9 protein-coding genes are annotated in these 12253 nt (G+C 66.0%); 1 reads left to right on the forward strand and 8 read right to left on the reverse strand.

Going from position 1 to position 12253, the window contains the following annotated elements; translation table 11 throughout:
* Positions 1 to 129: 129 nt before the first annotated feature.
* From gshB to ACOQFS_RS07900, 7 genes are all read right to left on the reverse strand, one after another.
* A complete protein-coding gene (gene gshB / locus ACOQFS_RS07870) occupies positions 130 to 1083 on the reverse strand; it encodes a glutathione synthase (RefSeq protein ID WP_421562342.1) in 954 nt (317 codons plus the stop codon).
* Between the two features lie 40 nt (positions 1084 to 1123).
* The gene (locus ACOQFS_RS07875) at positions 1124 to 2311 is read right to left on the reverse strand and encodes a benzoate/H(+) symporter BenE family transporter (RefSeq protein ID WP_421562343.1); all 1188 of its coding nucleotides are present in this window, start codon (positions 2309 to 2311) and stop codon (positions 1124 to 1126) included.
* Positions 2312 to 2448: 137 nt separating this feature from the next.
* Positions 2449 to 4317: a potassium transporter Kup gene (locus ACOQFS_RS07880; protein WP_421562344.1), complete on the reverse strand. Its 1869-nt coding sequence runs from the start codon at positions 4315 to 4317 to the stop codon at positions 2449 to 2451.
* Between the two features lie 236 nt (positions 4318 to 4553).
* The gene (gshA, locus tag ACOQFS_RS07885) at positions 4554 to 5849 is read right to left on the reverse strand and encodes a glutamate--cysteine ligase (protein ID WP_421562345.1); all 1296 of its coding nucleotides are present in this window, start codon (positions 5847 to 5849) and stop codon (positions 4554 to 4556) included.
* Between the two features lie 110 nt (positions 5850 to 5959).
* A complete protein-coding gene (locus ACOQFS_RS07890) occupies positions 5960 to 7426 on the reverse strand; it encodes a TrkH family potassium uptake protein (protein ID WP_421562346.1) in 1467 nt (488 codons plus the stop codon).
* Between the two features lie 103 nt (positions 7427 to 7529).
* Positions 7530 to 8984, reverse strand: coding sequence for a Trk system potassium transporter TrkA (gene trkA / locus ACOQFS_RS07895; protein ID WP_421562347.1), 1455 nt, complete (start codon positions 8982 to 8984; stop codon positions 7530 to 7532).
* 59 nt (positions 8985 to 9043) lie between these two features.
* Positions 9044 to 10324: a glutamate-5-semialdehyde dehydrogenase gene (locus tag ACOQFS_RS07900; RefSeq protein WP_421562348.1), complete on the reverse strand. Its 1281-nt coding sequence runs from the start codon at positions 10322 to 10324 to the stop codon at positions 9044 to 9046.
* A gap of 60 nt (positions 10325 to 10384) precedes the next feature.
* Here ACOQFS_RS07900 and ACOQFS_RS07905 point away from each other — a divergent pair, with 60 nt between their 5' ends.
* Positions 10385 to 10672, forward strand: coding sequence for a hypothetical protein (locus tag ACOQFS_RS07905; RefSeq protein ID WP_421562349.1), 288 nt, complete (start codon positions 10385 to 10387; stop codon positions 10670 to 10672).
* Positions 10673 to 11139: 467 nt separating this feature from the next.
* On the opposite strand, the gene holA is transcribed toward ACOQFS_RS07905, so the two are convergent.
* Complete coding sequence (gene holA, locus ACOQFS_RS07910; protein WP_421562350.1) at positions 11140 to 12195, reverse strand: DNA polymerase III subunit delta; 1056 nt, start codon at positions 12193 to 12195, stop codon at positions 11140 to 11142.
* Between the last annotated feature and the right edge of the window lie 58 nt (positions 12196 to 12253).

Here is a 12253-nt window from a genome sequence, read left to right on the forward strand (position 1 = left end):
CATCACAGCCCATCCAGCAAGGCAGCAGTCTTATCTGCCGCCCCTCCCGAAGGAGCCGCTCCGTGTAGCGAAGCCCTCGACTATAGCACCGTTTTGATCAGGCCGGCAAGATTTCTGAAAAGAATCGCGTCAATCGCCGGCAGAGATCGCCAGCTCCAGCGCATCTATAAAGAGCTTCGCCACATCGCAGCCGGTCTGGTCGAAGATTTCCTGGAAGCAGGTAGGGCTGGTGACGTTGATTTCGGTGACGCAGTCGCCAATGACATCCACCCCGGCCAGCAGCAGGCCCCGCTCCTGTAACACGGGACCAAGGGCATTGCCGATCTCCCAGTCGCGGTCGGAGAGTGGCCGCGCCACGCCTTTGCCGCCTGCGGCGAGATTGCCGCGCACTTCCGAGCCCTGCGGGATGCGGGCCAGGCAAAACGGCACCGGCTTGCCGCCAATGATGAGAACGCGCTTGTCGCCGTCCACGATCTCGGGCAGGAACTTCTGCACCATCACGCTTTGCGCCCCGTGGCGGTTCAAGGTTTCGGTGATGCTGCCCAGGTTCAGGCCATCGGGCCCCACGCGAAAGATGCCCATGCCGCCCATGCCGTCGAGCGGCTTGAGGATGATGTCCTGGTGCTCGGCATGAAAGCGCCGGATGTCTTGCGCATCGCGCGTGACCAGGGTGGGGCCGATGAATTCCGGAAACTCCATGATGGCGAGCTTCTCGGGATGGTCGCGCAGGGCGCGGGGCTTGTTGAACACGCGGGCGCCGTCGCGTTCGGCCTGTTCCAGCAGATGCGTGGCGTAGAAGTACTCGCTGTCGAACGGCGGGTCCTTGCGCATGAGCACGGCGTCGAAGTCTTTCAGCTCCGCACGCCGCAGGGGCTGGGCTTCATACCACTGGGTCGGGTCGCCGGTCAGCGTGATGCCGAGCACCTGGGCGCTGACCCTGCTGCCTCGTTGCCAAGTGATGTGCTGCGGCTCGCAGACGGACAGCGTGTGCCCTCGGCGGTAGGCCTCGCGCATCATGGCGAAGGTGGTGTCCTTGTAGATCTTGAAGCTGTGCAGCGGATCGGCAATGAAAAGAAGGTGCATGGTGTCGGGTCGGTCGGGGGGACGGGCCGCCAAGGCCCCTTCAGGCGCTCTTGGCTGGCGAACGCCTGTACTGTTGCACAAATAGCGCAACGCTGCCCGCCACCACGCCCCAGAACGCCGAGCCCACGCCGGCGATCGAGATACCACTGAGCGTGACCAAGAACGTGATCAGCGCTGCCTCCCGGTGCGCGTCCTCCCGCAGCGCGGCGGCCAGGCCGTTGCCGATCGTGCCCAGCAGCGCAAGGCCTGCGATGGCGGCCACCAGTTCGGCGGGGAACGCCGTCAGCAGTCCGGTGATCACCGCGCCAAAAAGGCCGATGGCGACATACAGCGCGCCGCAGCACACGGCGGCCGTATAGCGGCGGCTGCGGTCCTGGTGGGCCTCGGGGCCCATGCACATGGCGGCCGTGATGGCACTGAAGTTGAGCGCGAACGCGCCGAAGGGCGCCAGCACCAGCGTCGCCAGGCCCGACAGCGTGAGAAGCCGGGACACCGGCAGGTCGTACCCCGAAGCACGGATGACGGCCACGCCGGGCAGGTTCTGCGAGGCCATGGTGACCACAAACAGCGGAAGGCCCAGACTCACGGCAGCCGCCCAGCTGAACTGCGGCGCGGTGAAGACCGGCACCGCCAACTCCAGGTGTACCGCGGACCACGCCATCTGCCCCTGGCTGGCGACCCAGGCCACGCCCGCTGCGAGCGTGATGACGACGGCATACCGCGCCGCCCAGCGCCGGGCGAGCAAGTACACCACCAGCATCAGCAGCACCAGGGGCAGCGCGGTCTGGGCGGCCACAAACGCCTGCAGGCCAAACTTGGCCAGCACGCCCGCGAGCAGCGCCGCTGCAATCTCCATGGGGATGCGGTTCATGACCCGCTCGAACCAGCGCGTGGCCCCGACCAGCGTGATGAGGGCCGCACTGAGGATGAACGCGCCCACAGCCTCCCCCATGCTGAAGCCGCCTGCAGCCCCGGCCGTGGCGAGCACGGCCGCACCGGGTGTGGACCAGGCGATCATCACCGGCATGCGCAGGACCAGCGACGGCACCAGCGAGCACAGCCCCATGCCCAGGCCCAGCGCCCACATCCAGGAGGTGATCTGTGCGGGCGTGGCGCCGAAGGCCTGCGCAGCCTGGAACACGATGGCGACCGAGCTGGTGAAGCCCACGAGCACCGCCACAAACCCTGCCGTGGCGGCCGACAGGCTCAGGTCTTTGAAAAATTGCATGGGCTGGATTCTGGCAGCCACGCGCGACGGCCGCTCCTGCACCCGCAGCCGCGGATGGAACCACGCAGACAAACTATCAATTTGATAGCTATCAGCGCTTTACCAATAAGCGCTGAGGCCCAAAAAAGGCCAAATTTTCAGATCTCGATCTTCGACCCCAGCTCCACCACGGCGTTGTTGGGCAGGTGCAGGAAGTCTGCGGCGGCGCTGGCGTTGTGGTGCATCTGGGCGAACAGCTTCTCGCGCCAGGGCGCCATGCCACCGCCAATGGACGGGATCACGGTGTCGCGCGACAGGAAATAGCTGGTGGTCATGGTCTCCAGCTCACAGCCCCGGCCGCGCAGCAGCTCCAGCGCGCGAGGCACGTCCGGGTCGTTCTTGAAACCGTAGTGGATCACCACCTGCCAGCAGTCGTGCCCCAGCGATTCGACCTGCAGGCGCTTGTCCAGGCCGATCCAGGGCGTTTCATGGTTGTGCACGGTGACGAACAGGTTCTGCTCATGCAGCACCTTGTTGTGCTTGAGGTTGTGCAAGAGCGCGTTGGGCACGGCGCCGGTGTCAGCGGTGAGGAACACCGCGGTGCCGCTCACGCGGGTGGGCGGGCTGATGAACACCGATTCCAGAAAGTCCTTGAGGTCGATCGCATCCGCACGCAGCTTGTCGTTGAGCAGGCGGCGCCCCTCCTTCCAGGTCATCATCAAGGCGAAGACGATGCCGCCGATCAGCAGTGGGAACCAGCCGCCCTTGAACAGCTTGAGCAGGTTGGACGCAAAGAAGGCCAGGTCCACCACGAAGAAGCAGCCGGTGGCCGCGATGCACAAAGCCAGCGGATAGCCCCAGCCATAGCGGATCACAAAGAACGTGAGCGTGGTGGTGATCAGCATGTCCAGCGTGACGGCAATGCCGTAGGCCGCCGCCAGGTTGCTCGACGAGCGGAACATGACCACCGCCAGCACGATGGCAATGAACAGGCCCCAGTTGACCAGCGGGATGTAGATCTGCCCCGTGTCGCGCACGCTGGTGTGCTGGATGTTCAGCCGCGGCAGGTAGCCCAGCTGGATGACCTGCTTGGTCACGCTGAAGGCCCCGGTGATCAGCGCCTGCGAGGCGATCACGGTGGCCATGGTCGCCAGGATGACGAGGGGGATCAGCGCCCAGTCCGGGGCCATCATGTAGAACGGATTCTTCACCGCCTCGGGCTCTGCGAGCAGCAGGGCGCCCTGACCAAAGTAATTGAGCGTGAGCGCCGGCATGGCGACGGCAAACCAGGCCAGGCGAATGGGCCGCTTGCCGAAGTGTCCCAGGTCGGCATACAGCGCCTCGGCCCCCGTCACGCACAGCACCACCGCGCCCAGGATGATGAAGCTCGTGCCCGGGTTGGCCCACATGAAGCCCAGAGCATGGTGCGGGCTCAGCGCCCACAGGATTTCGGGGTGGCCCACGATGTGCGACACGCCCAGCACGGCGATGGTGACGAACCAGGTGAGCGTGATGGGGCCGAAGAACTTGCCGATGCCCCCCGTGCCGCGCTTTTGCACGGCGAACAGGCAGAACAGCACCACCAGCGTGAGCGGGATCACATAGCCTGCGAAGTGGGGCGAAACCACCTCCAGCCCCTCCACCGCCGACAGCACCGAAATCGCCGGGGTGATGACACCGTCGCCGTAAAACAGCGCCGTGCCGAACATGCCCACGGCCAGCAGCACGCCGCGCAGGCGGGGCTTGCCCTTCACGGCCTGCGACGCCAGCGCCAGCATCGCCACCAGCCCGCCCTCGCCCTTGTTGTCTGCGCGCAGCACCAGCACCACGTACTTCAGCGAGACGATGACGGTGAGCGTCCAGAAGAAGATGGAGAGGATGCCGTAGATGTTGTCCGGGGTGAAGGGCACGTGGCCGGATCCGAAGACCTCCTTGACCGCGTACAGCACGCTGGTGCCGATATCGCCATAAACCACACCGATGGCTCCCAGCGTGAGCGCTGCGAGCGATGACTTGGAGCTTTGCACTGACCGCACCCGGCACACAGGGCGCGCCGGGTTCCGTTACTTTTGGGAACGCTATTGTGCGCCCGTGCCCCGAGCCGCGTCTGGGGAGGTACACCCATGTTGCGGCGCAGCAACTTGCCCTTGGCAATCGGGCGCGGGCATGGCAAGCCGGCACCAGGGTAGCCTCCGCCCTGGGCGCGTTCGCGGCCCGCCGCCGCCGCGCAAGGGCCGCCCCGCCGCAGGCGGCTCAGTGGGACTCAGTCATACACCTCGGCGTCGGGGTTGGTGGCCTCCAGCTCGTAGCTGGCCGCCAGCATGGCCAGCCGCGCCACCACGCCGTACATGTAAAAGCGGTTGGGTGCGCTGACGCCGGGGCGCACGCCGGGCTGGGGCATGTGCGTGCTGTGCTCGAAGGCCAGCGGCACAAAGCTGGCGCCGGGCGCGTTCAGGTTCTCGTCCACGCCGCGCTCGGCATGCATGCGGTAGAAGCCGCCCACCACATAGCGGTCCATCATGTAGACGACGGGCTCGGCCACGGCCTCGTGCACACGCTCCTGGGTGAGCACGCCTTCCTGGATCAGCACATCGTTCACTGGCTGGCCGTCCTTGATGACGGCCATCTTGTTCTTGGTCTTGCGGTTGACGGTGTCCAGCTCCTTCGCGTCGCGCACGGTCATGATGCCCATGCCATAGGTGCCGTTGTTGGCCTTGACGATGACGAAGGGCTTCTCGTTGATGCCGTATTCCTTGTACTTGCGGCGCACCTTGGTCAGCAGCGCATCGACCGAGCCCTGCAGCTGGTCCATCCCCTTGTCTTCGGCAAAGTCCACGCCGTCCACCTGGCTGAACATGGGGTTGATGAGCCAGGGGTCGATGCCCAGCATCTTGCCGAAGCGCTTGGCCACCTCTTCGTAGTTCTTGAAGTGCGTGCTCTTGCGGCGCACGCTCCAGCCCGCGTGCAGCGGGGGCAGCAGGTATTGCTCGTGAATGTCTTCGAGGATGCCCGGTGCGCCCGCCGACAGATCGTTGTTGAGCAGGATGGTGCAGGGGTCGAAGTCCTTGAGGCCCAGGCGGCGCTTGGTGCGCACCACGGGCTCCAGCGTCACCGTGTCGCCGCCCGGCAGCTCGATCGGGGTGGGCTTCTTGATCTCGGGGCTGATGGAGCCCACGCGCACGTTCAGGCCGGCCATGTTGAAAATGCGCTGCAGCTGCACCACGTTGGCCAGGTAGAAGGTGTTGCGCGTGTGGTTCTCCGGGATGATGAGCAGGTTGCGCGCCTCGGGGCAGATCTTCTCGATGGCCGCCATGGCCGCCTGCACGGCCAGGGGCAGCATCTCCTTGGTCAGGTTGTTCCAGCCGCCCGGGAACAGGTTGGTGTCCACCGGGGCCAGCTTGAAGCCCGCGTTGCGGATGTCCACCGAGGTGTAGAACGGCGGCGTGTGCTCCATCCACTCCAGCCGGAACCAGCGTTCGATGGCGGGCATCGAGTCGAGAATGCGCTGTTCGAGTTCGTTGATCGGCCCGGTGAGGGCCGTGATGAGATGCGGAACCATAGATGCCCTCGGGAAGCCAATTGCGGACGGATTGTAGGGATATGGAGCCACCCGGCCTTTTCGCAAGGCAGGCCGGGCAGGGCTTGCATCAATGCAGGATCAACGCCGCATCAACGCCGCCAGAACGCGGGCGTGAGCAAGGCCATGAAGCTCAGGATTTCGAGCCGCCCCAGCAGCATGGCCAAGGTGCACACCCATACCTGGAAGTCGGTCAGCACCGCATAGTTGGACGCGGGCCCCACGCTGCCCAGGCCTGGCCCCATGCAGTTCACGCTGGCCAGCACGGCAGAGAACGCGGTCACCGGGTCCAGGTCGGTCACCAGCAGCACCATGCTCAGGCCGATGATGGTGGCGCCGTACACCAGCATGAAGGCCAGCACCGAAAAGATCACGCGGTTGTCCACCACCGCGTCGCCCAGCCGCACGGGCTGCACGGCGCGTGGGTGCACCAGGCGGTTCATCTCGCGCCGCGCCTGCTTGAGCAGGATCAGCATGCGCACCATCTTGATGCCGCAGCCGGTGGACCCGGCGCTGGTGGCAACACCGGACAGCAGCAGCATGAACACCGGCGCAAACACCGGCCAGCCCAGGTAGTCCACCGTGGCATAGCCCGTGGTGGTGGCGATCGACACCACATTGAACATGCCGTAGCGCAGCGCATCCAGCGGCGTATACACCCCCTTGGCCCACAGCAGGGCTGCCACCAGCAGGCCGCCGCCGATCAGCGTGGCCAGCGTGGCGCGCAGCTCCGGGTCGCGCCAGAAGCCCTGCCAGTGCCCCTTGCGGATGGCCACGAAATACAGCGCAAAGTTGCAGCTGGCCACCAGCATGAAGCCCACCGAGATCGCCTCCAGCAGCGGCGAGTGGTAATAGCCAAAGCTCGTGTCGTGCGGCGACATGCCGCCCAGGCTCACCGTGCTGAACATGTACATGACGGCATTGATGGGATCCATGCCGCCCAGCCAGTACGCCAGTGCGCACGACACCGAGAACACCGCATACACCCCCCACAGCCCCTTGGCCGTCTCGGTCATGCGCGGGGTCAGCTTGGCGTCCTTCACGGGGCCCGCGGCCTCGGCGCGGAACAGCTGGCTGCCGCCCACGCCCAGCAGCGGCAGCACGGCCACCGCCAGGATGAGGATGCCCATGCCGCCCACCCACTGTAAGAACGTGCGCCATACGTTCACCGACACGGGCAGGCTGTCGAGCCCGGCCAGCACGGTGGCGCCGGTGGTGGTGAGCCCCGACACCGCTTCGAAGTATGCGTGGGTGAAGGACATGGGCCGACCGATGGCGTGCCCTGCCAGCATCAGCGGCAGTGCGGCAAACAGCGGCAGCAGCACCCACACCAGCGTCACCAGCATCACGCCGTGGCGCGCCTGCAGCTCGCGCCGGAACAGGCGCAGCTTCCACCACAGCCCGCCGCCCACGGCGAACGTGGCCCCCATGGCCATGGGGTACACGTGCCACACGCCATCCTTCCAGAACCACGACACCGCCAGCGGCAGGCCCATGGCCAGCGCGAAGATCATGATCAGGATGCCCAGCACCCGCAGAACCGGAAACATGTCTGTCATGGTGAATGCCTGGGCTCCAGCCGTCGGCGCAGGCCTGAACGACCCGGGAGCGATGGTGCGTGTGGCAACCGCGCGGCGGCGCGAAGTGACTCGGCGTGGCGCATCAGAAGAACGTGGCGCTGACGCGGAACAGCTTTTCGACCTCGCGCACGAGGCGCTTGTGCGGCAGGAAGAACACCACGTGGTCGTTGGTCTGGATGACGGTGGAGCTGCGCGGGATGATCACCTCGGGCTCGCGCAGCTCGTCGGGCGACACATCGGGCGATTCGGGCAGGCCGCGCACGATGAGCCCCATGTGCACCTCGTGCGGCAGCTGCAGCTCACTGACCCTGCGGCCTACCACGCGCGAGCTCTTGCGGTCGCCGCGCGCCACGATCTCCAGCGCCTCGGCCACGCCCCGGCGCAGGCTGTGCACGGCCTGCACATCACCCTGGCGCACATAGGCCAGCAGCTCGCCCAGCATGGCCTGCGCGGGCGACAGCGCGATGTCGATCTGCGTGCCGTGCATCAGGTCGGCATAGCTGCGGCGATTGATGAGCGCCAGCACCCGGCTCGCGCCCATGCGCTTGGCCAGGAGGCAGGACATGATGTTGTCCTCGTCATCGTCGGTCAGCGCCAGAAAGAGGTCGATCTCCTCGACGCTCTCGCCGCTGAGCAGGTCCTCGTCGGTGGTGTCGCCCTGCAGCACCAGCACCTCCGAGGGCAGCGTGGACGCCAGCTCGATGCAGCGGTCGGGGTCGGCCTCGATGACCTTGATGTGAAAGCGGCCCGCTTCCTTGCTGAGCTGGCGCGCCAGCCGCAGCCCCACGCGGCCGCCCCCCGCGATCATGATGCGCCGCACCGGCTGCACCGGGCGGCTGCCGCGCCGGTGCAGGGCTGAAAGCACGTCGGCGATGTGGCCTGCGGCGGCCAGCACGAACACCTCGTCGCCGGGCTCCACGCGGGTCTTGCCATCGCAGGCGACGAAGCGGTCGGGCTCGTCGGAAAAGCGGCGGTAGATGGCCACCAGCCGCATGGCCACGTCGGGGGTGCTCTCGCGCAGCTCGCTGATGGTGTGGCTGACCATGGGGGCGCCGGCGCGTGCACGCACCGACACCAGGCAGGCTCGCCCGCCCGCGAACTCGCGCACCTGCATGGCTTCGGGGTAGTCGATGAGCTTGCCGATGTAGCGGGTCAGCGACTCTTCGGGGCAGATGATGCGGTCCACGCCAAAGCCCTCGGGCCCGGCCAGGCGCTCGTCCAGCTGAAAGCCGGTGGAGCGCACCCGCGCAATGCGCGTGGGAACGTTGAACAACAGCTGCGCCAGCTTGCAGCACACCAGGTTGGTCTCGTCCTGCGCGGCGCAGGCGATGAGCAGGTCGGTGTCCTGCGCGCCCGCCTCGGCCAGCACCGCGGGCTCGATGCCATTGCCCACCACGCCCCGCAGGTCAAAGCGCGACTCCAGATCGCGCAGGCGCGCGGCATCGGAGTCGATGACGGTGATGTCGTTGCGTTCGGACACCAGGCTGTCCGCCACGCTCTGGCCCACACGGCCCGCACCGAGGATGATGATTTTCATTGAAATATGCCCTCAGCGCTTTACCATCAAGCGCTAGCAGCTACCAAATAGATAGCAAATCAAGCCCGCACCTCGCCCTCGCCCAGCACCACGTACTTGAGCGAGGTCAGCCCCTCGATGCCCACGGGTCCGCGCGCGTGGAACTTGTCGGTGCTGATGCCGATTTCGGCGCCCAGGCCGTACTCGAAGCCGTCGGCAAAGCGCGTGCTCGCGTTCACCATCACGCTGGCCGAATCCACCTCGCGCAAGAAGCGCTGGGCATGAACATGGTTCGTCGTCAGGATGGCGTCGGTGTGGTGGCTGCCATAGCGGTTGATGTGGGCAATGGCTTCATCCACCCCGTCCACGATCTTCACGCTGATGATGGGCGCGAGGTATTCCTCGCTCCAGTCCTGCTCGGTGGCGGGCACCAGCAGCGCACCGGGCACGTCGGCCAGCAGCGCCAGCGACTCGGGGCAGCCGCGCATCTCCACGCCCTTGGCGGCATACACCACGCCGATCTGCGGCAGAAATTCGGCGGCCACGCCGCGCGCCACCAGGAGGCCCTCGCTCGCGTTGCAGGGGCTGTACTTGTTCGTCTTGGCGTTGTCGGCCACCTTCACCGCCATGGCGACGTCGCAGGGGTCGTCCACATAGGTGTGGCAGTTGCCGTCCAGGTGCTTGATGACGGGCACCTTGGCGTCGCGGCTGATGCGCTCGATCAGACCCTTGCCGCCGCGCGGGATGATCACGTCCACAAACTGCGGCATGGCGATCAGTTGGCCCACGGCCTCGCGGTCGGTGGTCTGCACCAGTTGCACCGCGTCCTGCGGCAAGCCCGCTTCGGCCAGCGCCTGCTGCACCAGCCTGGCCAATGCCTTATTGGAGTCAATGGCCTCGGAGCCGCCGCGCAGGATGCAGGCGTTGCCGCTCTTGATGGACAGGGACGCAGCCTCGATGGTCACGTTGGGGCGGCTCTCGTAGATCATGCCGAACACGCCGATCGGCACGCGCATCTGCCCCACGCGGATGCCGCTCGCCTGCTGCTTCATGCCGATGATTTCGCCAATGATGTCGGGCATGGCCGCCAGCTGCTCGCAGCCCTGGGCGCAGGTTTCCAGCACCTTGGGGCTGAGCTTCAAGCGGTCCACCATCGGCTCGGCCAGCCCGGCGGCGCGGGCGCGATCAAGGTCGCGGGCGTTGTCAACTTGCAGCGCTTCGACGTTCTCGCGCAGCAGCCGCGCCAGCGCCTTGAGCGCTTTGATTTTGATAGCTGCTGGCGCTTTGGCCATCAGCACAGAGGCCGCTTTGGCCTGCAGACCCAGGGTTTGCGTGTATTCGGCGACGTTCAGGGCGTTCATCCGGCGATTTTGCCGCAGATGGCTTTACCCTTGCGGTTTTGCATCCCGCCGCCCCCTGCCATGACCGACACCGCCCACCACCAACTTGCCACCCTGAGCCAGGCTTTGCAGGCTTTCGAGCGCGGCGAACATACCGCTGCAACGCTAAGCACCCTGGCCCGCCAACAAACAACGCTGCTGACCGACCTGCCCCCGCGCTACGGCGAGGTGCTGCTGAACCTGCTGGACCGGCTGGAATCGGGCGCGTTGTTTTCGGAAGAGAGCTGCTCGTTCAGTCAGAAGGACCTGGTGGCAAATTTGCAAATGTGGTTAGACAAAGCGCGGGGAGTGGTGCCCGGCCCAAACTAAGCCGAACTGAATCTCTCACTTCCAAAAAGAGCTATCTCGCGAGATCGCAGCCAGGAGCCACGGCGTCCCACCAACATCCAGCGCCAAAACCAGCAAGCCTCCGGCCGCAAAGTACCAATCACCGAAAGCCATCATGATCGCGGCCACTACAAGTGCAGTCCCTACCAGCGGCACGCCAGACGCGCGTCTGTATCCCTCCATGCTGCCGCGTGTCCTTAGCGAATAGAACCATGGGCGAGTGAAAGCCAAGTAAAGGTTCAATGCAGCTATCGCTCCAGCCAGCCCCAGCACCGTGTATGACCACGTACCGCCTTTGTCGAATCCAGACGACGTCAGACCGCTAAGTAAAGAACCGATAGCCAGAGCGACGGGCAAAAGAAGTAATGCAACAAGCGACGCGTTTCGGACTAGCAATCGAAAGCGCATGGCATTGCTTTTGAAGTTATGGGGGACGAGAGATCAACGCGTCACCGCGCCGCCTGCGTCAAACGGCACACCTGCAGCGCCAGCCTTTGCAGTGCCTGCCAGCCGTCCTGCGGCCAATCGGGCTGCTTGAGCCCCTTGACGATGCCGTCCACGATGTGGGCCGACTGCAGCAGCCGCGCCAGGGCAGCGTCGCTGGCCTTGGGCAGGATGCGTTCGTAGAGCTTTTCCTTGGCACCCCAGATGCGGTTTTCGCGCAGGGCCATGGGCAGGGGGCGGCCGGCGTTCATCGCGTCCTTCACGCGCTTCAGGGCGCGGATGTCTTCGGCCAGGGCCCAGTGCACCAGCACCTCGGCCTCGCCTTCGGCCTGCAGGCCGTCCAGCATGCGCTGCACGCGGGCGGTGTGGCCGGCCAGCACGGATTCGGACAGCTTGAACACGTCATAGCGCGCCACGTTGAGCACCGCCGACTCGACCTGGGCCCAGGTCAGCTCACCGGCCGGGTGCAGCAGCGCGAGCTTGCTGATCTCCTGGTGCGCGGCCAGCAGGTTGCCCTCCACGCGGTCGGCAAAAAACTGCAGCGTGCGCTGGCCTTCCTCACCCGCCACCACGCGCTGCCCCTGCGCGGCCAGGCGCTGGGCGATCCACTGGGGCAGCTGCGCACGTTCGATGGGGTCAATCTGGAGGGACACGCCACTGCCCTCCAGTGCGGCAAACCAGGCGCCGGTTTTGGTCGCCTTGTCCAGGCGGGGCAGCATCACCAGCGTGAGCGTGCTGTCGTTGCCACGGGCGGATTCGGCCACCTGCTGCAGGGCCACGCTGCCGTCCTTGCCGGGCTTGCCCGAGGGGATGCGGATCTCAACGATCTGCTTGTCGGCAAACAGGCTCAGGCTGCCGCCGGCCGCCAGCACGGCGCTCCAGTCGAAGTGGGCACCGGCCACGGTGTAGCTGCTGCGCTCGGTGTAGCCCTGGGCACGGGCTGCGGAGCGGATCGCGTCGGCCGCCTCCTGCTGCAGCAGCGGTTCGTCGCCATGCAGCACATAAAGCGGCGCAAGGCCCCGTTGGAGATGCTGGGAGAGTTGGGCCAGGGCGACTTGCATGGGGGCAAAGTTTATCGCCGGGGGGATGCGGCCCAGAGTCGACCCGGCACATCGCCAT

It is taken from the genome of Paracidovorax sp. MALMAid1276, assembly GCF_049198005.1.
Lineage (GTDB): Bacteria > Pseudomonadota > Gammaproteobacteria > Burkholderiales > Burkholderiaceae_C > Acidovorax.